This is a genomic window from Geobacillus sp. YHL, from assembly GCF_022341265.1.
Classification (GTDB): Bacteria; Bacillota; Bacilli; order Bacillales; family Anoxybacillaceae; genus Geobacillus; species Geobacillus thermoleovorans.
The window spans coordinates 379,594-401,263 of the sequence record NZ_JAEIGB010000001.1 but is presented as its reverse complement, the minus strand read 5'-3'; the positions used below and the strand labels follow the sequence as shown (position 1 = coordinate 401,263).

26 protein-coding genes are annotated in these 21,670 nt (G+C 53.7%); 8 read left to right on the top strand and 18 right to left on the bottom strand.

The window, feature by feature from the left end:
* Positions 1 to 70: 70 nt before the first annotated feature.
* The 4 genes from lepA to gpr form a co-directional block, all read right to left on the bottom strand.
* Positions 71 to 1,900 carry a translation elongation factor 4 gene (gene lepA, locus JCR24_RS01925; protein ID WP_011231987.1) on the bottom strand — a complete coding sequence of 610 codons (1,830 nt, stop codon included), beginning with the start codon at positions 1,898 to 1,900 and terminating at the stop codon, positions 71 to 73.
* 257 nt (positions 1,901 to 2,157) lie between these two features.
* Positions 2,158 to 2,496 (bottom strand): YqxA family protein, encoded by a 339-nt coding sequence (locus JCR24_RS01920; RefSeq protein WP_011231988.1) that lies wholly within the window; start codon positions 2,494 to 2,496, stop codon positions 2,158 to 2,160.
* A gap of 12 nt (positions 2,497 to 2,508) precedes the next feature.
* Positions 2,509 to 3,708, bottom strand: a complete 1,200-nt coding sequence (gene spoIIP / locus JCR24_RS01915; RefSeq protein WP_011231989.1) for a stage II sporulation protein P — start codon at positions 3,706 to 3,708, stop codon at positions 2,509 to 2,511.
* A 74-nt stretch (positions 3,709 to 3,782) separates the two neighbouring features.
* Positions 3,783 to 4,901: a GPR endopeptidase gene (gpr, locus tag JCR24_RS01910; protein ID WP_011231990.1), complete on the bottom strand. Its 1,119-nt coding sequence runs from the start codon at positions 4,899 to 4,901 to the stop codon at positions 3,783 to 3,785.
* 183 nt (positions 4,902 to 5,084) lie between these two features.
* On the opposite strand from gpr, the gene rpsT reads away from it, so the two are divergent.
* The gene (rpsT, locus tag JCR24_RS01905; protein ID WP_011231991.1) at positions 5,085 to 5,354 is read left to right on the top strand and encodes a 30S ribosomal protein S20; all 270 of its coding nucleotides are present in this window, start codon (positions 5,085 to 5,087) and stop codon (positions 5,352 to 5,354) included.
* Positions 5,355 to 5,426: 72 nt separating this feature from the next.
* Here rpsT and holA read toward each other — a convergent pair whose 3' ends face one another.
* Positions 5,427 to 6,473, bottom strand: a complete 1,047-nt coding sequence (gene holA / locus JCR24_RS01900) for a DNA polymerase III subunit delta (RefSeq protein ID WP_011231992.1) — start codon at positions 6,471 to 6,473, stop codon at positions 5,427 to 5,429.
* Between the two features lie 284 nt (positions 6,474 to 6,757).
* Here holA and JCR24_RS01895 point away from each other — a divergent pair, with 284 nt between their 5' ends.
* Positions 6,758 to 6,892 (top strand): YqzM family protein, encoded by a 135-nt coding sequence (locus tag JCR24_RS01895; RefSeq protein WP_011231993.1) that lies wholly within the window; start codon positions 6,758 to 6,760, stop codon positions 6,890 to 6,892.
* Between the two features lie 71 nt (positions 6,893 to 6,963).
* Here JCR24_RS01895 and JCR24_RS01890 read toward each other — a convergent pair whose 3' ends face one another.
* The 3 genes from JCR24_RS01890 to JCR24_RS01880 form a co-directional block, all read right to left on the bottom strand.
* Positions 6,964 to 9,213 carry a DNA internalization-related competence protein ComEC/Rec2 gene (locus JCR24_RS01890; protein ID WP_238979976.1) on the bottom strand — a complete coding sequence of 750 codons (2,250 nt, stop codon included), beginning with the start codon at positions 9,211 to 9,213 and terminating at the stop codon, positions 6,964 to 6,966.
* A complete protein-coding gene (locus tag JCR24_RS01885; protein ID WP_011231995.1) occupies positions 9,210 to 9,680 on the bottom strand; it encodes a ComE operon protein 2 in 471 nt (156 codons plus the stop codon). Before JCR24_RS01885 ends, JCR24_RS01890 begins: the two co-directional genes overlap by 4 nt.
* Positions 9,681 to 9,809: 129 nt before the next feature.
* A complete protein-coding gene (locus JCR24_RS01880; RefSeq protein WP_014196384.1) occupies positions 9,810 to 10,433 on the bottom strand; it encodes a helix-hairpin-helix domain-containing protein in 624 nt (207 codons plus the stop codon).
* A gap of 102 nt (positions 10,434 to 10,535) precedes the next feature.
* On the opposite strand from JCR24_RS01880, the gene comER reads away from it, so the two are divergent.
* Positions 10,536 to 11,354, top strand: a complete 819-nt coding sequence (gene comER / locus JCR24_RS01875) for a late competence protein ComER (protein ID WP_238979975.1) — start codon at positions 10,536 to 10,538, stop codon at positions 11,352 to 11,354.
* Positions 11,351 to 11,671 carry a hypothetical protein gene (locus JCR24_RS01870; protein ID WP_021322005.1) on the top strand — a complete coding sequence of 107 codons (321 nt, stop codon included), beginning with the start codon at positions 11,351 to 11,353 and terminating at the stop codon, positions 11,669 to 11,671. Before comER ends, JCR24_RS01870 begins: the two co-directional genes overlap by 4 nt.
* Positions 11,672 to 11,725: 54 nt before the next feature.
* On the opposite strand, the gene JCR24_RS01865 is transcribed toward JCR24_RS01870, so the two are convergent.
* Genes JCR24_RS01865 through JCR24_RS01830 form a run of 8 tightly spaced genes read right to left on the bottom strand, consistent with a single transcriptional unit; the run spans position 11,726 to position 16,773 of the window.
* The gene (locus JCR24_RS01865) at positions 11,726 to 12,469 is read right to left on the bottom strand and encodes a class I SAM-dependent DNA methyltransferase (RefSeq protein ID WP_238979974.1); all 744 of its coding nucleotides are present in this window, start codon (positions 12,467 to 12,469) and stop codon (positions 11,726 to 11,728) included.
* Positions 12,466 to 12,822: a ribosome silencing factor gene (gene rsfS, locus JCR24_RS01860; RefSeq protein ID WP_011231999.1), complete on the bottom strand. Its 357-nt coding sequence runs from the start codon at positions 12,820 to 12,822 to the stop codon at positions 12,466 to 12,468. Before rsfS ends, JCR24_RS01865 begins: the two co-directional genes overlap by 4 nt.
* A complete protein-coding gene (gene yqeK, locus JCR24_RS01855) occupies positions 12,819 to 13,397 on the bottom strand; it encodes a bis(5'-nucleosyl)-tetraphosphatase (symmetrical) YqeK (protein WP_238979973.1) in 579 nt (192 codons plus the stop codon). Before yqeK ends, rsfS begins: the two co-directional genes overlap by 4 nt.
* A complete protein-coding gene (locus JCR24_RS01850) occupies positions 13,306 to 13,956 on the bottom strand; it encodes a nicotinate-nucleotide adenylyltransferase (protein ID WP_011232001.1) in 651 nt (216 codons plus the stop codon). Before JCR24_RS01850 ends, yqeK begins: the two co-directional genes overlap by 92 nt.
* A 39-nt stretch (positions 13,957 to 13,995) precedes the next feature.
* On the bottom strand, positions 13,996 to 14,289 hold the full coding sequence (gene yhbY / locus JCR24_RS01845; RefSeq protein ID WP_014196388.1) for a ribosome assembly RNA-binding protein YhbY: 294 nt from the start codon (positions 14,287 to 14,289) through the stop codon (positions 13,996 to 13,998).
* A 3-nt stretch (positions 14,290 to 14,292) separates the two neighbouring features.
* Positions 14,293 to 15,123, bottom strand: a complete 831-nt coding sequence (gene aroE, locus JCR24_RS01840) for a shikimate dehydrogenase (RefSeq protein WP_011232003.1) — start codon at positions 15,121 to 15,123, stop codon at positions 14,293 to 14,295.
* Positions 15,124 to 15,145: 22 nt separating this feature from the next.
* The gene (yqeH, locus tag JCR24_RS01835) at positions 15,146 to 16,255 is read right to left on the bottom strand and encodes a ribosome biogenesis GTPase YqeH (protein ID WP_238979972.1); all 1,110 of its coding nucleotides are present in this window, start codon (positions 16,253 to 16,255) and stop codon (positions 15,146 to 15,148) included.
* Between the two features lie 2 nt (positions 16,256 to 16,257).
* The gene (locus JCR24_RS01830; RefSeq protein WP_013144682.1) at positions 16,258 to 16,773 is read right to left on the bottom strand and encodes a YqeG family HAD IIIA-type phosphatase; all 516 of its coding nucleotides are present in this window, start codon (positions 16,771 to 16,773) and stop codon (positions 16,258 to 16,260) included.
* 327 nt (positions 16,774 to 17,100) lie between these two features.
* On the opposite strand from JCR24_RS01830, the gene sda reads away from it, so the two are divergent.
* Complete coding sequence (sda, locus tag JCR24_RS01825) at positions 17,101 to 17,241, top strand: sporulation histidine kinase inhibitor Sda (RefSeq protein WP_008879941.1); 141 nt, start codon at positions 17,101 to 17,103, stop codon at positions 17,239 to 17,241.
* 37 nt (positions 17,242 to 17,278) lie between these two features.
* Here sda and JCR24_RS01820 read toward each other — a convergent pair whose 3' ends face one another.
* Positions 17,279 to 18,073, bottom strand: a complete 795-nt coding sequence (locus tag JCR24_RS01820; protein WP_238979971.1) for a phosphatidylserine decarboxylase — start codon at positions 18,071 to 18,073, stop codon at positions 17,279 to 17,281.
* A 123-nt stretch (positions 18,074 to 18,196) separates the two neighbouring features.
* On the opposite strand from JCR24_RS01820, the gene pssA reads away from it, so the two are divergent.
* The 3 genes from pssA to motB all read left to right on the top strand — a co-directional run bounded on the left by pssA (position 18,197) and on the right by motB (position 20,474).
* Positions 18,197 to 18,736, top strand: coding sequence for a CDP-diacylglycerol--serine O-phosphatidyltransferase (gene pssA / locus JCR24_RS01815; RefSeq protein WP_014196390.1), 540 nt, complete (start codon positions 18,197 to 18,199; stop codon positions 18,734 to 18,736).
* A 174-nt stretch (positions 18,737 to 18,910) separates the two neighbouring features.
* Complete coding sequence (gene motA, locus JCR24_RS01810; protein ID WP_011232008.1) at positions 18,911 to 19,702, top strand: flagellar motor stator protein MotA; 792 nt, start codon at positions 18,911 to 18,913, stop codon at positions 19,700 to 19,702.
* Positions 19,695 to 20,474: a flagellar motor protein MotB gene (gene motB / locus JCR24_RS01805; protein WP_238979970.1), complete on the top strand. Its 780-nt coding sequence runs from the start codon at positions 19,695 to 19,697 to the stop codon at positions 20,472 to 20,474. The genes motA and motB overlap by 8 nt, the downstream gene beginning before the upstream one ends.
* A gap of 132 nt (positions 20,475 to 20,606) precedes the next feature.
* Here the strand turns inward: motB and ytvI are convergent, their stop codons facing one another.
* The gene (ytvI, locus tag JCR24_RS01800) at positions 20,607 to 21,632 is read right to left on the bottom strand and encodes a sporulation integral membrane protein YtvI (protein WP_011232010.1); all 1,026 of its coding nucleotides are present in this window, start codon (positions 21,630 to 21,632) and stop codon (positions 20,607 to 20,609) included.
* Positions 21,633 to 21,670: the final 38 nt, after the last annotated feature.

Genomic DNA, 21,670 nt, shown 5'->3' with positions numbered 1-21,670 from the left:
CCTCCTCCTTTCAGCCGGCGGCGCCGCAGGAAACAAACAAGGCTATCCCCAACGGAGACAGCCTTGCTCGTTATTTTTTCTGGTCGTCGATTTTCAAGACGGCCATAAACGCTTCTTGCGGCACTTCGACCGACCCGATTTGTTTCATCCGCTTCTTTCCTTCTTTTTGCTTCTCAAGCAGCTTCCGCTTCCGCGACACGTCGCCGCCGTAACATTTTGCGAGCACGTTTTTGCGCAACGCTTTGATTGTCGAACGGGCGATGACCTTGTTGCCGATCGCCGCCTGCACCGGCACTTCAAATTGCTGGCGTGGAATCAAATCTTTCAGCTTTTCAACGATCGCTTTGCCGCGCTCGTACGCAGAGTCGCGGTGAACGATAAACGATAAGGCATCGATTTTTTCGCCGTTTAGCAAAATATCCATCTTGACGAGATTGGACGGCCGGTAGCCGATCAATTCGTAGTCGAATGACGCGTACCCTTTTGTGTTCGACTTTAAAGCGTCGAAAAAGTCGTAGACGATCTCGGAGAGCGGAATATCGTAAATGAGCATGACGCGCTTTTCATCCAAATATTGCATATCGACAAACGTGCCGCGCTTTCCTTGACACAGCTCCATCACCGGACCGACATAGTCGTTTGGCACCATGATCGTCGCTTTCACATACGGTTCTTCAATGCGGTCGATTTTTTGCGGGTCGGGCATGTTCGTCGGGTTGTCGACGTCAACTTCCGTTCCGTCGGTCAAATGCACCTTGTAAACGACGCTCGGCGCGGTCGTGATCAAATCGATATGAAATTCGCGCTCGAGCCGCTCTTGGATGATTTCCATATGAAGCAAGCCGAGAAATCCACAGCGGAAGCCGAACCCAAGCGCCTGCGACGTTTCCGGCTCAAAGTGGAGCGCCGCATCGTTCAATTGCAGCTTCTCGAGCGCCTCGCGCAAATCGTTGTAGCGCGCCGTATCGATCGGATACATCCCGCAAAACACCATCGGATTGAGCTTCCGATAGCCCGGGAGCGGTTCAGCTGCCGGCCGTTCGGCATCGGTGATCGTATCGCCGACGCGCGTATCTTTCACGTTTTTAATCGAGGCGGTCAAATAGCCGACATCACCGACCGTCAATTCGTCGACGACTTTTTGCTTCGGCGTGAACACGCCGACTTCCGTCACTTCAAACTCCTTGCCGGTCGACATCATTTTAATGCGCTGCCCTGGCTTCACCGTTCCGTCGACGACGCGGACATAGGCGACGACGCCGCGGTACGGGTCATAAAGGGAATCAAAAATGAGCGCCTTCAGCGGCGCATCCGGATCACCCGAGGGAGCCGGAATTTTTTCGACGATTTTTTCCAAAATTTCTTCGATGCCGATGCCGACTTTGGCCGAAGCAAGCACCGCGTCAGAGGCGTCCAAACCGATGACATCCTCAATTTCTTGACGCACCCGCTCCGGTTCAGCGCTTGGCAAATCGATTTTGTTAATGACCGGCAAAATTTCTAAATTGTTGTCGATCGCCAAATACACGTTGGCGAGCGTCTGCGCTTCAATGCCTTGCGCCGCATCGACGACCAAAATCGCCCCTTCGCAAGCGGCCAAGCTGCGCGACACTTCGTACGTAAAGTCGACGTGGCCCGGCGTGTCGATCAAATGGAAAATATACTCTTCGCCATTTTTCGCTTTATATGTCAACTGAACCGCATTCAATTTAATCGTGATGCCGCGCTCGCGCTCAAGCTCCATCGTATCGAGCGTCTGCTCGCGCAATTCACGCTCCGACAGCGCCCCCGTCTTTTCCAAAATGCGGTCCGCCAGCGTCGATTTTCCGTGGTCAATGTGAGCAATAATCGAAAAATTGCGGATCCGTTCCTGCCGTTTCAACCGTTCTTCCCGGTTCATCGTCTCTCACTCCTGCTTCTTCGCAAAACTACACTAGCTTTGATTATAGCAACAGCGCGAAGAAGATTCAATGATGAACGAAAAGCCAAGCCGCCGTTCGGGCTTTCCGGAAAGACGCGAAACGGCCAGAGCCGCGCCAAGAAAACAATCGACAATATGGAAAGCGCAGCACTTTGTGCTCCAGCCGGCGGACGGCGTCCAAAAGAAAAAGCCGCCATTGTGACGGCACGTTCCTGTTTCGTCCGCACATGAACGGGCTAGTCCAACACCCGGCCGACGAGCGAAAACAGCATTTCCATGAGCGCGGTGACGGCATCGGCAAAAAGTTGGCCGAGCCTAGAGAACAAGTTGAACGTTTTCAGCTCGCGAATCGTTTCTTGCTTTTCTCCTAAATCTCCAGCAACGACCGGCCGGCCAAACACCGCCGCTTCCACCTCACCATTTTCCCTTTTTTTCATATCGATGACGGATGGAAACGACGGATCGGCATAACCGCGCATCCGTTCCATGCCGCGATGCGCCTCTTGCATGCCAAACAACACGCCGAAAAAAAGAAGAAAGATCGCTAGAGTAAAGCGGATGAACCATCGTGCCATAGTGACGCTCCTTTACTTTTTCTCCGCCGGAGCCGGCGCTTCGACTTTTTCCGCCTGCCAATAATAGTCGCTGAACACATCGGCCAACGCCGACACGGAACGAAACAACTCAGTAAACGTATTGTCAACACCGCCGACTTCAATTAAAATCGCGTTTTCCGATAAATCTTGATTAAACTTGCCGTTCGTCCCGGCTCCTTTTTTCTCGATCACCCCGCGGCTCAACCCTGGATATTTCTTTTGCAGCAACTGATGCAACGCGGTAGCCAGCTGCAAGTTTTTCTCGTATGTCGCGTTTTCTCCGCCAATAATGAATGCGACACGCGCATAATCAACGCCGTTGATCGTAGCCGTCGTATATTTCCGCCGCCGCGAATCGCGATGGATATCGATGAAGTAGTGCAAGTCACGATTTTGCTTCATTGCTGCGACCACTGTTTGGCGGGACATATCATACGATTGGGAGTATTTCATCCCTTTCTTTAACAATTCGCTGACAATGTCGATTTTGCTCACTTCAGCCCCGATGCCGCGCTTTTCCAGTTCTTCCGCTAACTTTTCCCCCACTTTTGTGATGTTGACCGTCGGGTGAAACGCCAAATCCGGGTCAGTGACCCCTTTGAGCGCCGGCAAAAACGACTCATGCGTATGGGTATTGTAAATGTAGACCACTTTTTTCCCTCCGGTCGTCTGCGATGGCGGGGGAACCGGTTTTTCATCTTCGTTCTTGTTTGCTTGTTCGAGTTCATCGACCGAGGCTTGCCGTTCCGCAAGCATCGCCTCAAGCGGCGGCGCTGATTCGTATGGCATGTTCGTATAATCCGTTCCTTCACCAGCGATGAGAATTTTGCTGTCATAAAGGGCAAAGCCCGGCAGCTCGCTGCCAAGCAGGCTGCGCGGGTCATCGGGATTGATGCTCGTCGCCAGGCGGAACAATAGCGATGAGTAATTCGTCTGCCGCCGATCTTTCGGCAGCAGCTGCGCAAAATATCGATTTTCCAAGGCGAACAGACGAATGAACGTCTCTTCCGGAAAATGGGCCGCCATATCGTTCAGCGATGATGACGACGGACGGTATTCCGGCCGCAGCGATGTGAGCGCTCCGACAAGCATAAACATCATCATGCAGCCAAGGATGATGAGCATCAACAGTTTCTTTATGCTGGCTCCTGGAATCGCGATCATGACGTTTGGGGAGCGCCATCGTTTCATATTCCCACCCTTTCCCGGCTTGTCTCCTCAGTTTAACGTATGGCCAAGCGGGAAAAGATAGAACTGTTTTTTGTCTAATGGGTGTAGGAGCCGACATTGCCTTGGTCGACTTGCCGATGCAGCGCCGCATTCAAGCCGCCGGCTAATAAGTTGGCCATATCGCCGATAAACGAATCGATCTCTTTTGGGGTCACCATCAAATTATGCCCAAGCGGCGCGAGCACTTCATAGATGAGGCGCCGCTTTTCTTCATCGCCAAGCGTGCCGACCATGCCAAGAAACGTCGACCGTTCTTGCGGCGACGGCATGTCTTGTTCCGTCAATTTTCGTTTGCGCCCAAACGTCCAGCCCGCCGGAGCGAGCGCGCTTGACGGCCGTTTCCCTTCGCGCATTTCGCGGCCGAAGTGCTTCAAAATGAAATCGATCGTGTCGCTCGTGATGGAGACCGCATCGACAACCGTCGGAACGCCGATCGAAATGACCGGAATGCCAAGCGTTTCATAGCTTAACTCTTTCCGCTTGTTGCCGACCCCGGAGCCAGGATGGATGCCGGTGTCAGAAATCTGAATCGTCGCGTTGACCCGTTCGATCGAGCGGGCAGCCAAGGCGTCAATCACAATGACAAAATCCGGCTTTGTTTTCCGGACGACGCCGTCGATAATGTCGCTCGTTTCAATCCCGGTCGTCCCCATCACCCCCGGAGCAAGGGCGCTCACCGGCCGGAAGCCTTCCTCGACGCTTTCCGGCTGCAGCTGGAACAAATGACGGGTGACAAGCACGTTTTCCACCGTGAGCGGCCCGAGCGCGTCCGGGGTGACGTTTTGGTTGCCGAGCCCGACGATCAAGCAGCTCGCTTGATCGGGAATGCGGAGCCGCTTGAAAAAGGCGCTGAGCTGCTCGGAAAAAATGCGCTGCACGTTTTGCTGCAGCTCGGTGTTTTGTTCGCGGATGCCTTGCGCTTCAATCGTCACGTAGTGGCCTGGCTTTTTGCCGATCGAGGCCGCTCCTTGTTCCGTGACATGCACATGCGACAGCTTGACGCCGTTGATCTCCTCGTCATGAATGATGACCCCCTCAATCGGCGCGGCGCTTTCTTGTTTTTGCTGCAAGCGCTCCTCGAGTGCGATCTCATGCGCTTCGATCGCTAAATCCGTGCGCACCGAGTACTGGCGTAAATCGAGCGGCTGTTCCATGTCGTTCCTCCCCATTTCTGCCGTTTTCTTTTATTGTCGCCGCAATCAGGCCCGGTCATTCATGTTTCGTAAAGGATTTTCGCTTGAACACTCTTGCATAATCCAAACACGTTTGATAGAATAACACTTGTTCTTCCTGTTGTTCACAACAGAAAGTAGGAATGGTAACGGAGGTGAACGAACGTGGCTAACATCAAATCAGCGATCAAACGCGCGAAAACGAGCGAAAAGCGCCGGGCTCACAACGCCTCGATGAAATCGGCCATGCGTACGGCGATCAAAAAATTTGAAGCGCTTGTTGAATTGAAAGACGTGGAAAAAGCGCGCGAGGCATTCATTATTGCGTCGAAAAAATTAGACAAAGCTGCAAGCAAAGGCCTTATCCATAAAAACGCCGCCAGCCGGCAAAAATCGCGCTTAGCGAAAAAATTGAACAGCATCCAAGCTTCCTAATCAAAAACGACCTGGCGCCAGGTCGTTTTTTTGTTTTTCTTTATGTTCACGGCAAACGGCCGGGCGATCGCTTCACCGCCGGCCGTGACGCCCCGCTTGCGCCGGGCGGGTGCCCCACCGCATCAGAAGCAGCTCAACGGCCAACCGGCGATCGACCGCTCCGCTTTTCACCTCGTAATCGGCGTCAGCGAGCTCGTTGATCGCCTCAGCAAGCTCTCCGTCAGCGAAGCGGGCCGCTTGAGCAAGAGCGAGCTTGACGCGGAACGGGTGCACCTTGAGCGCCGCAGCAATTTGCGCCTGCCCGTAGCCTAAGGAGGCAAGCCATTTCACTTGCGAAAGCAAGCGGAAATGGGCGGCGAGCAGCGCCAAAATTTTGATCGGCTCTTCATTGTTTTCAAGCAGATCATAAAACGTCTGCAACGCCGCTGGAATGTCGCGCTTCGCCACTTGCTCGACAAGCACAAATACGTTTTCTTCCGGCGTGCGGGCGACAAGCCGTTCAACCGCCGCCGCCTCGATGGTTCCGCCCGATCCGGCAAACAGGGCCAATTTATCGATTTCATTCGCCAAGGCGGAAAGCTGCGTCCCGGCCCGCCGCAACAGGACATCAATCGCCTCGTCGCTTGCTTGCGCCCCTTGGCTCTCGATGCGGCGCCGCACCCAGGCGCGCAGCTCCGCTTCGGCGAGCGGGGCGGCGATGACGACTTCGCTTTGCTCTTTGGCGAGCTTCGTAATTTTTTTTCGCTCATCAAGCTTCTCGTACGGCGCGAAAAAGACGACGATCGAAAACGGCGACGGCGCCTTCAAGTACGCCTCCAGCTTCGCCAAATCATGTTCGATCTCCTTCTCTTTTTCAGACGTGAAAAAATATGGATGCTTGATGAGGATGACACGCCGCTCGCCGAAAAACGGCACCGTCTCGGCCTCCTCAAGCGCCGCCTCGACCGGCGTTTCCTCGCAGTCGTACACAGCCAAGTTCCACTCCCGCTCCTCGGGGCCAAGCGCTGCGTTCACCAATCGCTCATACGTTTCCGTTAATAAAAACGGCTCATTGCCGTATAATAAATAAAGAAGAGAAAAACGCCGTTTTTCAATGTTTCCCCATACGCGTTCCAGCATGTTCCCGTCTCCATTCCCTAGCAAACGTCTCTGCTAGAAAAGATACACCGTTTTTCGTCATTTTACAAGGGAACCGGCTGCCGAAAAAACCGGTTCCCCTTTATATAAACGCCAGCCTATAAGTCCTAGGACCTTATTGGCCAGCGGGTTATTTTTATGTTTTCCCGGCTGTTTGAAAGTATTTGTGTCAACTGTTGTCAAGGAAGGAAAAGAAGCGAGCGGCGGTAGATTTTTCACGCGTTTTCGTCTATACTAAAAATGATTGAACGAGGAGGGGGAAAACGATGAACGTATTTGAAAAGGAAGTGCAAAGCCAACGAAATGACGCCGTCGATTCCGCCGTCGGATTCATCGTGTCGTTCGGCTTTTTCGCTACCATGTTCATCATCGCAACGTTGATCGAATTTTTCGGTCGATAAGGATTGCTTACATAAGCAATCCTTATTTTTTTGTTTCTGCTGAAACGTTCCGCTTTTTTGTGCACTACATCTTATGGTTTCATCACCTGAAAGGTTCCACCGTTTTCGTCATACACATAGCGAATGGCCCCGTTTTCATCCGTCCGCCAAATGATCGCCCGTTGTTGCCGAAGTCGCATAAGCACCTCGGGGGACGGATGCCCGTAGCGATTGTAGCGGCCGACGGAAATGATGGCCGCTCGCGGCTTGATCGTCCGCAAAAACGGCTCTGTTGTCGACGTTTTGCTGCCGTGGTGGGCGACTTTCAATACATCGGCGCGCAGCTCTGGATAAGCGCGGATGAGCGCCTGTTCCGCCTCTTCCTCGATATCCGCAGCAAACAGCCATGTCAAGCGGCCGAGGCGGGCGAGCAATACAAGCGAGCCGTTATTATCCTCATTGTTTCCCGCCTCCGGGTGCAATACGGAAAACGCGGCATCCCCCACCTTCCACCGATCCCCCCGCACGCTGGCGGCCACCGACACAGAAAACGGGCGCGCCATCGCCTTGACGGCCGGCAGCGCTCCTGGGCTTGTGACAATCTTCTTGACGCGCACGGCTCCCATCACCTCGGGAGCAGCCCCGATATGGTCGGCATCATCGTGCGTCAAAATCAGTTGATCAAGCGTCCTCACCCCTTGGGCTTTTAAAAACGGCACGACAACGTCGCGGCCGACGGCAAACGGCCGCGACCGTTTGCGCCACGGTTCGCGCACCCATTCCGGCGTCCCGCTGGTATCAATGAGATAGACTGCTTTTCGATAAGGAAGCTCAATATAAATACAGTCCCCTTGCCCAACATCCAATACCGTCACTTCCCCTTTCGGATCCACATACGGGGCGGCCAGCTGAAGCGCCGTCGCCGCCGCCACCGCTGTCAATCCGCGGATCAGGCGGCCGCGCTCCCAATCCAAAAACGCCGCCGCGATGGCCGTCAGATAGCCAGCTAAGCACCACGGCCCCGGACGCCCGAGCACAAGCATAAACGAGTAATCGACCGAGAAAAAACGGACAACCGCGTCCGTCAGCTCAATGAGGCGGCTAAACAGCCAAATGAGCGGAGAAAAGGAAAAAACTGCGGATAGAAAAGCAATGGGCAAAATGACAAATGAATACCAAGGGACGAAGAAGACATTCAGCCCTATGCTCCAAACAGAAATTTCATAAAAATGGTAAAGCAAAATCGGCAGCGCGGCAAGCTGAGCGGCGAGCGCGGTCTGAAACAAGTTTTGGAGCATCGAACGAGCAGAGGCGAGCACCGACACATGGGCGAGAAGGGCAAACGTGACAAGAAATGATAGTTGAAAACCGACATCCCAAACCATATAGGGATCAAAGACGAGCAGGGCAAGCGCTGTCCAACTCAACGCATCCAGCGGATGGATCATTCCTTTTTTCCACTGGACGGCCAATACAATCATCCCGGTCGCACAGGCGCGCAGCACCGACGGCGAAGCGCCGGCGAGCACCGCATACATAGGCAAGAAAACGAGCAAAGCAAGCACGGCCGCTTCGCGCGTCACAAACCGAATGGCAGCGGCCAACGCAGCGCCGACAAGCAGGGTGACATGGCCGCCGGAAATGGCCAACAAATGGATGATCCCGAGCTGCTGGTAACCGCTAATCACTTCCTCGTCCAACGAGCGGCGTTCGCCATAAATGAGCGCAGCGGCGATGCCGGCCGCTTCCGGCGGAAACTGGGCTTCAATGCGGCGGACGCCAGCCTCACGAATCGCCTCAAGCCGTTCGATGATGGTGGGACGGACGCGCACGCAAGCGGAAAGATCGATCGCCTCAGGGAGAAAGAGCCAATGGATACGATGGCGGCGCAAATAACGGCGGTAATCAAATGCATACGGATTGCTGGCTGGCATAGGGCGCTCGAGCATTCCGCTCAGCCGGCACACGACCCCGGGCATAAGACGCGCACGCAGCGCTTCTTTTTCCGCAGCCGTCCGAATGATGTAACGAAGCTGCACCCGCTCCTTGCCAGCTTGCACCGCCGCCTGCAATCGATCGCCGTCGATCGCCGGCGCGGCGGAAAAACGAACGGAAAGCGAATGACGGCCGCCGGAAAGGGAAGTTTTGTTATGATGGTCAACGATGAGAAAATAGACAAAAAAGAAGAGAGCTGCAACGAGAGCAGGAAGGAAACAGTGCGGCCGGCGGATGAAAAGAAGAAGGAGATAAATGATAAGGAGAAGACATGTGGTTTTGGACGGCGAGGCCGCCGCCACGGCAAAGAGCGCCGCCGCGGCGGGATAGACGGCTTGTCCTTTCATGCTCCCCCTCCGCCGCCGGAAAGCAAGGCGAACACATCCGTTTTCAGCGGCACTTGCACAAGCCGGACGCCAGCTTGAGCAAACAGCTCCAAGGCGTACGGGTGGTTTTTGTAGTCTTGGGCGTAATAGACAGCGCGAATGCCGCTTTGAATGATCGCCTTGCAACAATGCAAGCACGGAAAATGGGTGACATACATCTCGGCCCCCTCGGTCGGGACGCCGAACTTGGCGCATTGCAAAATGGCATTCATTTCCGCATGGATCGTCCGTACACAATGGCCGTCAATAACGTAGCACCCTTCATCGGTGCAATGGGCGCCCCCGGCGATCGAGCCGTTGTACCCGCCGGCGATGATGCGCTTATCGCGCACAATCGTCGCCCCGACCGCCAGCCTTGTGCACGTGCTGCGCAGCGCCAACAGATGGCTTTGCGCCATAAAGTATTGATCCCATGTGATGCGTTCCATTCTACGTCCCTCCGCTCGTTTCCATACTTTTAGTCTACCCGCCGCCGCCTGCCCCCGTCAACGCCGAAAAACGTCCGCAGCAGCCCTGATCCGCCCATAAACGAGAAGCATTGCGCTCCCCCGCCTCGTTTACGGCACAAGCAAATACGGTTTCAATTTCTCCAGCGTTTTTTCGCCAATTCCGGTTACATTCAACAAATCTTCCACCCGCTGGAACGGCCCGTGTTCTTCGCGATAGGCGATGATCGCTTTTGCCTTCGCCGGTCCGATGCCGGGAAGCTGCATCAACTCCTCTTCCGTCGCCGTATTGACCGCCACTTGCGGCCCGTCCCGAGCTCCATCGCTTGGAGACTTGCCGACGGCATCTGACGCTGGTGCGGCCTCGTCTTTTGCCGGCACGTAAATCATCATCTCATCGCGCACTTTTGCCGCCAGATTGATTTTCGTTTCATCCGCCTCGTCCGTCAATCCGCCGGCTAGGGCGATAACATCGCGAACGCGGGCGTCCGCCGCCACTTCGTACACTCCTGGCTTCGCGACCGCCCCTTTCACATCCACCACAGCGGTTTTGGGCGCCTCGTCCTTTTTTTCTTCCGGCCGGGCGGCATCCGTTTCAGCCGCCGCCGGCAAGACGACTTGCTCCTTTTCATCCGTCGGATGACGAAACACCCATAACCCCGCCGCCGCGGCAAACAACAAGAGCACCCCCGCTTTCCCATAACGTTTTCCAAGCTCCTGCACATGCTCCCACATACGATCCCATCCTTTCCATCTCCAGTCATAAACCGAGCCTTTTTCTCATACATATCGAAAAAGAGAGTTCCGGTGAACCAAAACCGGGAGGGGGGACAATGCATGAACATCGGCGTTATCGGCACGGGGAATATGGGCACCATCTTAATCGAAGCGTTCCTCGACTCCGGCGCCGTGAAAGCGGATCAGCTCGTCATAACGAACCGTACGCTTGCGAAAGCGTTCGCGATACAACGCGCGCATCCCGGCATTGCAGTGGTTGCCGATGCGGCTGAAGTCATCAAACAATCCAGCCTCGTCTTTTTATGCGTCAAACCGCTCGACATCCACCCATTGTTGCAGCAGCTGGCCCCGCACTGGACAAGGGAGCATTGCCTTGTGTCGATCACAAGCCCGATCAGCGTAAAACAGCTTGAAGCAGCCGTCCCTTGTCAAGTCGTGCGCGCCATTCCGAGCATTGCAAACCGGGCGCTCTCCGGCAGCATCCTTGTCACCTTCGGCTCGCGCTGCTCAGCCGCCTGCCGGCAAACGATCGATGATCTTCTCCGGCGCATCGCCTCGCCGGTGTACATCGACGAGGCCATCACCCGCGTCGCTTCCGACATCTCAAGCTGCGGTCCAGCGTTTTTCAGCTATTTGCTTCAGCGCTTCATCGACGCCGCAGCGGCCAAAACCGCCATCACGAAGGAACAGGCGACGATGCTGGCGACCGATATGATCATCGGCCTTGGGGAACTGCTCAAGCGGAATCTGTACACATTGCCAACGTTGCAGGAAAAAGTATGCGTCAAAGGCGGCATTACCGGGGAAGGAATCGCTGTGCTGGAACAACGAATGAACGGCGTCTTTGAAGAAGTGCTGGCGAAAACACATGAGAAGTTTAAAGAAGATGTGGAGAAGGTGAAGCAACAGTTTCCTTGATTGATTTTCATTTGACAAGCAGCAGCGAAAATCCTGCTTCGTTCGACAAAAAAATGGACCCCAGCTTGTACGGCTGGGGTTTTCATATTTACGGATTTTTCGTTGGATTCCATCGTCGTTCAACCTTTCAGCTGTTGCTTGTTTTTATCTATATTGTTTCGATCCTCATTCGGCTATTGAGCCGGGCACAAGATTTCTTCCAATTACGTTTGGTTGACATTACACTCGTTTCAATCCTCAGCCAGCTATTAAGCCGGATGCAAAACGATAGAGCATTTTCCCTGCATGATTTTATGTTTCAACCAAAATCTCCCTAAATCTTCCTCATCCACGTTTCTTTTTATGATTTATGATTTCTCGCTCTTCGCCCCTCACCGCTTCCGCGCGACGAAAAACAACCGCTCCGCCGTCTCGGTCGGGGGCGCATCGGTGAAATCGGCGGTCACTTCAAGCACCTCGAAGCCAGCGGATTCGAGCCATCGCTCATAGACGGCGCGCTCGAACGTACGCTGTTCGTGCCATTCGTCGAAACGTTCGTATAGATCGCCGCGGCGGACGAAAAAGGTTAATTCATGCCCGACGCTGTGCGGCCAGTCAAGCGGATGGCACATCCATATGTAGCTGAGGTCTTCATCCTGATCCGCAAACACGGCGTCGCGGAACAGGACGTCCATTTTGTAGACCGAATGGACATCAAACAAAAGCAGCCCGCCGCCGCCAAGGGCGCGGGAGACGGCGGCGAACGTCCGCTTCACATCCTCTTCATTCGTTAAATAGTTGAGAGCATCGCAAAACAGGAAGGCGCCATCCAGATCAGAAAACCCGTCGAGCTCCGCCATGTTTTGCTCGAAAAACGGCACCTCCACTCCCTCCGCTTCGGCTTTCGCCTGGGCGACGGCGAGCATATGTTCAGAGAGATCAACGCCGGATACTTGCCATCCGGCCTTGGCAAGGCGGATGGCAAGCTCTCCCGTCCCGCAGCCGATGTCAATGACCCGTCTCCCCGGCCGTTTGGTGTATTGGGCGAATGCCCGTTCAACAAACGATTGCCATGCGTCATACGGCGCCTCAGCCATGAGCGCATCATACCAGTCGGCGAAGCGGCCGTACGTCATGGCTGCAACACAGCCGCGACGTCTTCCGTCGGGGCGTCCCCCCAGAGCCGTTCGAGGTTGTAATACTCGCGCTCCTCTTTGGCAAAAACATGCACAACGATGTCGCCCAAGTCGACAAGCACCCATTTCGCCTCATGGAATCCTTCAACCCGCTTCACCACTAGGCCGTGTTCTTCCGCTTGGTCTTGAATTTCGCGGGCGATGGCCTGCACTTGTTTGTCCGAATTGCCATGGCAAATGACAAAATAATCGGCGACAAGCGAAATGCCTTTCATGTTCAAGACGACAATTTGTTCCGCCTTTTTATCATCCGCCGCGCGGACGACAAGCTGCAACGCCTCTTGTTCCGTCACCGTTTTGCTTCCCCCTTCACTTCACGCATGAGTGAATTGTACGCATGAATCGTATCTGGATAAATGAGCTGGCGCTTCTCAAGCAAAAACGCGATCGTATTTTTCACCGCCTGCAAAAGCGCCCGGTTGAGGTCTTCTTCCGCCAAGCGCCGTACGTCGTCGACGCCGGGGAAGCGGCGCCCTGGTTCCATATAGTCGGCCAAATAAATAATTTTTTCAAGCACCGTCATTCCCGCCCTCCCGGACGTATGGTAGCGAATGGCATCCAGCACCTCCGGATCGTCGATGCCGACTTCTGTCTGCACCAAATAGGCGCCAACGGGCGCATGCCATAGCTCTCTGTTGTAAGCAAGCAAATCGTTGGGCATATTTTGCGCCAAAATGATTTGTTTCATTTCCTCGACCGGACGGAATTTGGCATAGTCGTGGAAAATCGCCGCCAGTTCCGCCTTTTTCGCGTCGGCGCCGTATTGCCTGGCGAGCTTAACAGCGGTCTCGACAACGCCAAGCGTATGCTCGTAGCGCTGCTCTGTCAGCTGTTGTTTCACGATCAGTAACGCCTGTTCTCGCTCCATATAGCCCCTTCTCCTCAATATAAAGTCTAACGCCTTCCGGCACAAGATAGCGAATCGTCTGCCCGTTCCGCACCCGCTCGCGGATGAGCGAGGAAGAAACGGCAAACTGCGGCGCCTCAACTTCGATGACCGGATACGGCGTTTCCATGGAAAACCCCGGCCGCTTGACGCCAACAAACGTCACCAACTCGATGAGCTCATCGATGCGGTGCCAATGGGGCAAATATTCGACCATATCGGCGCCGATGATGAAATAAAACTCGTCATTGGGATGCATCGCGACAAGCTGCCGGATCGTATCGTACGTATACGAAGGCCCTTCCCGCTCGAGTTCGATCGTCTCAATATGAAAGCGCGGATGGCCAGCCACTGCCAACTCGAGCATGCGCAGCCGGTCTTCGCTTTTGGTCACTTGTTCGTGCTGCTTATGGGGAGGAAGGCGGTTGGGCAGAAACCAAATTTCTGACAACTGAAGGGCGTCAAGCACTTCATTCGCCATGAGCAAATGACCGTAATGAGGCGGATCAAACGTGCCGCCGAAAATCCCGATTTTTCCCATCTTCTTTCCTCCCGCCGCCTGCCGTGGCTGCTCCCATTGTCAATCAGGCAGAACGATTTGTTTATGCTCCTTCGATTCTTTGTATAAGACGATCGTATTGCCGATCACTTGCACGACTTCCGCCCCCGTTCCAGCCGCGAGCTGCTCGGCGACGGTGCAGCGGTCTTCTTCACAGTTTTGCAAAACGCTCACTTTCAACAGCTCGCGCGCTTCGAGCGCCGCCGCAATTTGTTCGGTCATCGCTTCCGTCACGCCGCCTTTGCCGACTTGGAAAATCGGTTTCAAATGATGGGCTTGAGCGCGCAAAAACCGTTTTTGCTTTCCCGTTAGCATATGTTACCTCCTTAACGCTTCGATGACAAGCTGTTTCATCCGGTTGACATCCGGCCATTGGCCGGTCCACTTTTCGAACGCCAGCGCTCCCTGGTATACGAGCATGCCGACGCCGTTTTGCACACGGGCGCCGCGGGCTTTCGCTTCTTTCAGCCATTTTGTTTCCAGTGGATTGTAAATAATATCGGAAACGATCACCCCTGGGCGCAGCCGTTCAAGAGAAAGCGGCTGCACCTCGACACGCGGATGCATGCCGACAGAAGTGGTATTGATGATAATATCGTATTCGGCCAGCCGCGTTTCGGCCTCGGCGAGTGAAAAATACGCCGAGCGGCGCTCGTCCCCTTCGCGGACGAGCCGCTCCGCTTTTTCCACCGTCCGGTTGGCCATATCGATGCGCTCGGCTGCCGTCGACAGCAACGAAAAGTAAATGCCGCGCGCCCCGCCGCCAGCGCCGATCACCAAAATCCGCTTGCCGTCCAAGGTGATGTTCATTTCCTCTTCCAACGCTTGGACATAACCGAGCCCGTCTGTATTATAGCCGACGAGCCGGCCGTCATTGTTGATGATCGTATTGACCGCCCCGATGCGGCGCGCATGTTCGTCCACTTCGTCCAAAAACGGAATGACCGCCAGTTTGTGCGGAATCGTCACGTTCACCCCGGCGATGCCGAGCGCCCGCACGCCAGCGATCGCCGCACCGACTTGCCCCGGTTCGACGGAAAACAAATGATAGCGCGCCGGAATGCCCAAACGGGCGAATGCATCATTATGCATGAGCGGCGACAGCGAGTGCTCGACGGGAAACCCAATCAACCCGTATACCTTTTCCACGTTTCTCCCCTCCCGCTTTCCATTAAATCAACGATTGACGGATAAATACGTCGACCCCTTTTGGAGCATGGACGACAAGCTGAGCACCCGGGTCGTTGCACGTCACCCAGCCGAGTCCGGAAAAAACGATGTCCGTCTTCCGCTCTTTGACAGACAGCGAGCGCGGCACAAGCGGCGGAAATTCAGCGGCATAGCGTTTGTTTGGCGGCGACAGCAAATCGCCAAGCTGATTGGCATAAAGGGAGTCGGCTTTTTCCAACTTCGTCCGATGAACCGTCAACTCATTGGCCATGTAGCAGACGAACGAGCGGCGCCCGCCTTTGATGTAATCGAGGCGGGCCAAGCCTCCGAAAAAGAGCGTCTGCCCTTCGTTGAGCTGATAAACGCGCGGATGGATTTCCCGCTTCGGCGTAATGATCTTCAAATCGCGCGCATCAACAAAGTGCGCCATTTGGTGATGGTTGATGATCCCCGGCGTATCATACAGCGTCGCTCTACCCTCAAGCGGAATTTCGATCATATCGAGTGTCGTCCCCGGGAAATATGACGTGGTAATCACATTCCCTTTGCCGGTCGCCTCTTCAATGATCCGATTGATGAACGTCGACTTGCCGACATTCGTGCAGCCGACGACGTAGACATCGCCGCCCTCACGGTAGCGATTGATCGCTTCCATCACCTTCGCCATGCCAATTCCTTTCGCTGCGCTGACAAGGCAGACGTCAACCGGACAGAGCCCGAGCTCTTCAGCCATGCGGCGCATCCAGCGCAGCAGCTTCGGGTATTTGACCGACCGCGGCAATAAATCCGCCTTGTTGCCGACAAGCAAAATCGGATTCTCGGCCGCAAACCGCGGCAAGCCAGGAATCCAGCTGCCGTTGAAATCGAAAATGTCGACGATGTTGACGACAAGCGCCTTCGATTCCCCGATGCGATGCAACATGTTTAAAAAATCGCTGTCATCAAGCGGCACGTCTTGCACTTCGTTGTAATGTTTCAAGCGGAAGCAGCGCTGGCAAATGATTTCTTCCTCGTCTTTTTCGAGCACGCTTTTCGGCGCATAGCCCGCCTTTTTCGGATCGTCAAACTGAATGGCCGCTCCGCAGCCGATGCAACGCAGTTGTGGCTCCACGATCATTCCTCCCAGTAAATCATCCCTTTTTTGCGCATCACCTTTAAAATTCTCCGCTCCATTTTTCGATTGAAACGCGTCCATAATCCGTCCGTCTGGGCGACCGGGACGACTAAAATCGTGTTCAGTCCGAGCCGGTTGCCCCCAAGCACATCAGTCAGCAACTGATCGCCGATGACGACGACTTCCTCTTTCTTAAGCTCCATCATCTTTAATGCCTGCAAAAACGCGCGTGTCAGCGGTTTGCGCGCTTCAAAGATGAACGGGATGCCAAGCGGCTCCGCAAACGACTGCACGCGTTGTTGATTATTATTCGATACGATGACGACCTTAATGCCCGCCTGCTTCATCGCATCAAACCATGCGGCCAGCTCCGGGGTGGCGCTCGGCCGATCCCATTCAACGAGCGTATTGTCCAAATCAGTGATGATCCCTTTGACCCCTTTTTGTTTCAGCTCATCCGGAGTAATGTCGATCACACGCTTGGCAAACTGGCTTGGCAAAAAGTAGTGAAGCATACCGGACACCCGCCTTTCCATTTGCTTTTCCCATCATAACGAATTTTATCGTTTGTTTCAAAACAAAGTTTACCGATGATAAATAGAAAAAACTTTCGACAAATTTTGCGCCCCTCCATCTTGTGGATAACTGTTGTCCACATTATACACAAGCTAAACATCACATTTCCTACGATTTATAAACATGTTTTCCACATGTTATCCACCACTTTCTGTGGATAACAGAACGGTTGTTCTCTTTCACAAGTCATGGTACATTGTAAGTAACCTACCATTATATGTATGACAGGCTTGTCCTATTCCATCCAAAAAAGGAGGACGCCCCCGATGAAACATTTGTCGGACGAGCTGTTGATCGAGTCGTACTTCAAAGCGAAAGAGCTCAACCTCAGCCCTGAATTCATCGAGTTGATTGAAAAAGAAATCCAGCGCCGGTCATTAACCCACAAAATTAAGCTGTCCTCATAAGCGAAGGCCTTCGGGCTTTTTTTTGTTGCCAAAAGCCTTATGGCTCGTGCGCCTCGCGCCAATAGCCGAGCCGCTCGCCGACTTTGATCGGCATGGGTGCAACAATGCGTGGGTCAGGGGCGAAACTTCCGCGTTCAAACAGCAAGACGACCGTTGAACCGAACGAAAAATACGCCATTTCCTCTCCTTTTACAAGCTGCTCACCCTCATGGGTCAATTCAATGCTGTTGACGAACATGGCGCCGATTTTCACGATCGCCAAGCGCTTGCCGCCGGCTGTGACCTCGGTGATGAGGCGGTAATTTTTCTCGAGCGGCCGACGCCCATATTTTAAGCCAAGACGGTTGACCGGATACGACTTGCGGCCGAGCGCCCACTGCTTTTCGATCACTCCAGATATTGGGCTGTGGATGCGGTGATAATGACTCGGGCTTAAATACAGAATAAAAAAGAACCCGTTCACATACGGTTGTGCCGCTTCAACGCTGCCGAGCATTTCTGCAATGGAATACGGCTTTCCCTTGACGATCATTTCGCAGTTTTCTCGAATCGTGCCCATGTCTTCAATGACGGCGTCGACCGGGCTGACGACCGTATGCTCATCAGCGTCGACCGGCCTCACCCCAGCCTTCAGCCGGCGGACGAACAGTTGCTGCAACGTCTTATAATTTTTTAAGCTTTTTTCCATTTCGTCTTGGTTAATATGATAAATTTTTGCATACGATGATATCAATAGCCCGCTGAGTCGCGATTTGGCAAACGAAGCGAGCAGCTTTGAAGAAAGCGAGTGATTGGTCAGCTCGATGAACAAACGATAAAGCCATTTTCGCAAGCACGTTCCCTCCAGTAGCGCAACATCGCCATTCGTTACTACCTTCCATATTACCGCCAAAATGAGTATAATGGTAGTAGAATTTTCTTTTGGCGTTTTCTGTTGGAAAAGGAGTGGGGAAACTTGTTCTTATCGGACTATTTAGATTATACGTTAAAAAAGCTGAAAGCAAACGTGGCAAACATTTTGACGATGACAAACCTGTCGCTTGGCGGCTTTTCCGTCCTGGCTACGCTGAAAGGGCAGCTTCATATGAGCGTGCTGCTCGTTTTTTTAGCAGCGTTTGTCGATCGCTTTGACGGCGCTGTGGCGCGCAAGATGAACATTGAATCCGAACTTGGCAAGCAGCTCGATTCGATGAGCGACATCGTCTCCTTCGGCGTCGCTCCCGCCTTGCTGATGTACCAAGGCTTGTTCCATGAGTTCGGCGCGCCCGGCGCGGTATTCACCGTTTTGTACATCGCTTGCGGCGCCTTCCGCCTCGCTCGCTTCAACATCACAGAAAACAACGGCTACTTTGCGGGGCTGCCGATCACCGCCGCCGGGGTGCTGATGACGCTCGGCTATTTAGCCATCCCGTACTTCCCGCCGCAATCGTTTATGTTTTTGGCGCTCATTTTATCGTTTTTAATGGTCGGCACGTTTAAACTGAAAAAAATATGATGATCACCGGAGCTGCCCTTTCCGTCATCCTAATGGAGCGGGCGGCTTTTTGCGTCTCATGTCACACCTTTTTCCCTTTTCAACCTCCTATATTCAGTATATGATAAATATGGTTTCTTCATAAAAACGCCCAATGGCGTAGATCGTTCGTATGGAAAAAGCGGGGGGATTCATTTGGACAAAACATCGGTCATCGGCATCATCCTTGGCGTCATTGCCGTCGGGCTGGGCATGTACTTTAAGGGCGTTTCGCCTGCTGTATTGATCAATCCGGCCGCCATCCTCATCATTCTCGTCGGGACGGCGGCAGCGGTCGTCATCGCCTTTCCGACGCACGAAATTAAAAAAGTGCCAAAACTTTTCAAAGTCATTTTCACGGAATCAACGACGCCGACGGTCGAACAACTGATTCCGCTGTTCGTCGATTGGGCGAATATCGCCCGCCGCGAAGGGCTGCTGGCGCTCGAGGCGAAATTGGACGACATTGACGACCCGTTTTTGCGCAACGGACTCAGCATGGCAATCGATGGGCAAACGCAAGAGTTCATCCGGGATGTCATGACAGAGGAAATCGTTGCCATGGAAGAGCGCCACGAAGCGAATGCCGCGATTTTTTCCCAAGCAGGCACGTACGCGCCGACGCTCGGGGTGCTTGGGGCCGTCATCGGCCTGATTGCCGCCCTTGGCAATATGGAAAACATCGCCGAGCTCGGCAAGGCGATCAGCGCCGCTTTTGTCGCCACGATGCTCGGCATTTTCACCGGCTATGTGCTTTGGCATCCGTTTGCCAACAAACTGCGGCGGAAATCGAAGGAAGAGGCGCGCGTGCGCTACATCATGATTGAAGGGGTGCTGTCCATTTTGGAAGGACAAGCCCCGCGCATGATCGAACAAAAACTCGCCTCATACTTGCCGGAAAACGAGCGGCGCCAAGCGCTGGTGCAAGGGGAAACGGCCAATGGCTAAGAAAAAAAAGAACAAGCATGACGACCATATGAGCGAGGCATGGCTGATTCCGTACGCGGATTTATTGACGCTATTGCTCGCCCTATTCATCGTCTTGTTTGCGAGCAGCCAAATCGACCAAAAGAAGTTTCAAGAAATTGCGCGCGCCTTTAGCACCGCCTTTGCCGGCGGAACGGGTGTTCTTGACTTTCAAAGCCCGATCGAGCCGATCACTCCACCGGCCCAAGACGAAGAAGGACGGCATCAAGCAAAGCAGCCTTCCCCAGCCGTAAACGGAAAGGAAAAAGAAGAATTAGGGCAAATCAAAGCGAAAATCGACAGCTACATCCACGACAACAAGCTGACGGGAAAACTGCAGACTTCCTTGACGGACGAAGGGCTCGCGATTACCATTTTGGATGATATTTTATTCGACTCCGGCAGCGCCGAAGTGCGCATGAAAGACCGGCATCTTGCGGCGGAAATCTCCGCTTTGCTCGTCATGAACCCGCCGCGCAATATCATCATCAGCGGCCATACGGACAACGTGCCGATCCATAATGAGAAATTTGCTTCCAACTGGGAGCTGAGCGTCATGCGCGCCGTCAATTTCATGAAAGTGCTGCTTGAAAACAAGCAACTCGATCCGCGCTATTTCAGCGCCAAAGGGTATGGCGAATACAAGCCGATCGCCTCCAACGCCACCGCTGCCGGGCGGATGAAAAACCGGCGTGTCGAAATTTTAATTTTGCCGCGCACCGACGTCAATGATTCGTCCACATCCACTCAGTGACCGCCGCGCCTTCAGCGGGCGGTTTTCTTTAGCCGTCGCTTTGCCAAAACTCTCTTTTCCATGTCCAAACAGAAAAACCGGCGGTTCGCCGGTTTTTCCTCCTTCGTCCGCAAAGACCTTTATTCGAAAAAATCAAAGCTTGATCGTCCATTTAATGACTCCGGCTTTGGCAAGCGCCTCAACCAAAATGACAACGACCGGCCCGACGAACAACCCGATAAAGCCAAGCAGCTGAAACCCCAGATAGACGCTGACGAGCGCGGCGAGCGGGGAAATGCCCAAATTGGTGGAAAACACTTTCGGCTCAATGATCCGGCGCACGACGGTGATGACGACAAACAGCACGATGAGCCCGATGCCAAGCGTATTGTTGCCGTTCGCCATGCTGATGAGCCCCCACGGAACAAGCACGGAACCCGTTCCTAAAATCGGCAAAATATCAACGACGACGATGACCAGCGCCATCAACGCCGCATAGTCGACCCCCAACACGAAAAGGCCAGCCAGCGCGAGGAAAAACGTAATTAAACTAAGCAAAAACTGCGCTTTTAAAAAGCCGATCCCCGCTTTGCTCAGCTGGGCGACGACCATCCCAAGCCGCTGTTCGGTCCGTTCGGACAAATAGCGGCGCATGCCTTGCTTCAGCTGCGGCAAATCGAGGCAAATGAGAAACAGTGCGATCAAATACACTAAAAAATGAATCAAAAACGCCGGAATGGCGGCAATATAATGGACGAGCGACTGCGTCAAGTTGGTTGCAAACGACAAAAGCATTTGCTCGACGGTATTGACGCCGCGTTCAAGCGAATCGATGATTTCCTGCGGAATGGAGCTGGAATACGACTGCCACGTTTGAATGAGGCGGTCGAGCACTTTCGTCGCTTCGTTTAGCACATAAGGCAGTTTTTGCGAGAGCGCCATCACTTGTTGCACAAAAATCACGACTAGAAAGTAAAGGGAAAGCCCAAGAATGATGATGAACAATGAAAAAATCACCGTGACGGCGTGCGCGCGCTTCAGCTTATAGTTTTCTTGCAATCGGCGGATGGACGGCTCGAGCAAAAGCGCGGTCGCAAGTGCGAAAAGAAGAGGCACGCTGTATGGCACAAGCCATAGCCCCACAGCGAATAGCAACGCAATGATAATCCAACGTTTCACGTTCGTCCCTCATTTTTCATAAAAATTTAGCCAAAAGA

Excerpts from the sequence above, each read along its gene's own strand:
- lepA (WP_011231987.1), bottom strand. The coding sequence starts at position 1,900 with ATGAACCGGGAAGAACGGTTGAAACGGCAGGAACGGATCCGCAATTTT.
- JCR24_RS01920 (WP_011231988.1), bottom strand. The coding sequence starts at position 2,496 with ATGGCACGATGGTTCATCCGCTTTACTCTAGCGATCTTTCTTCTTTTT.
- spoIIP (WP_011231989.1), bottom strand. The coding sequence starts at position 3,708 with ATGAAACGATGGCGCTCCCCAAACGTCATGATCGCGATTCCAGGAGCC.
- gpr (WP_011231990.1), bottom strand. The coding sequence starts at position 4,901 with ATGGAACAGCCGCTCGATTTACGCCAGTACTCGGTGCGCACGGATTTA.
- holA (WP_011231992.1), bottom strand. The coding sequence starts at position 6,473 with ATGCTGGAACGCGTATGGGGAAACATTGAAAAACGGCGTTTTTCTCTT.
- JCR24_RS01895 (WP_011231993.1), top strand. The coding sequence starts at position 6,758 with ATGAACGTATTTGAAAAGGAAGTGCAAAGCCAACGAAATGACGCCGTC.
- JCR24_RS01890 (WP_238979976.1), bottom strand. The coding sequence starts at position 9,213 with ATGAAAGGACAAGCCGTCTATCCCGCCGCGGCGGCGCTCTTTGCCGTG.
- JCR24_RS01885 (WP_011231995.1), bottom strand. The coding sequence starts at position 9,680 with ATGGAACGCATCACATGGGATCAATACTTTATGGCGCAAAGCCATCTG.
- JCR24_RS01880 (WP_014196384.1), bottom strand. The coding sequence starts at position 10,433 with ATGTGGGAGCATGTGCAGGAGCTTGGAAAACGTTATGGGAAAGCGGGG.
- comER (WP_238979975.1), top strand. The coding sequence starts at position 10,536 with ATGAACATCGGCGTTATCGGCACGGGGAATATGGGCACCATCTTAATC.
- JCR24_RS01865 (WP_238979974.1), bottom strand. The coding sequence starts at position 12,469 with ATGACGTACGGCCGCTTCGCCGACTGGTATGATGCGCTCATGGCTGAG.
- yqeK (WP_238979973.1), bottom strand. The coding sequence starts at position 13,397 with ATGGAGCGAGAACAGGCGTTACTGATCGTGAAACAACAGCTGACAGAG.
- JCR24_RS01850 (WP_011232001.1), bottom strand. The coding sequence starts at position 13,956 with ATGGGAAAAATCGGGATTTTCGGCGGCACGTTTGATCCGCCTCATTAC.
- yhbY (WP_014196388.1), bottom strand. The coding sequence starts at position 14,289 with ATGCTAACGGGAAAGCAAAAACGGTTTTTGCGCGCTCAAGCCCATCAT.
- JCR24_RS01830 (WP_013144682.1), bottom strand. The coding sequence starts at position 16,773 with ATGCTTCACTACTTTTTGCCAAGCCAGTTTGCCAAGCGTGTGATCGAC.
- sda (WP_008879941.1), top strand. The coding sequence starts at position 17,101 with ATGAAACATTTGTCGGACGAGCTGTTGATCGAGTCGTACTTCAAAGCG.
- motB (WP_238979970.1), top strand. The coding sequence starts at position 19,695 with ATGGCTAAGAAAAAAAAGAACAAGCATGACGACCATATGAGCGAGGCA.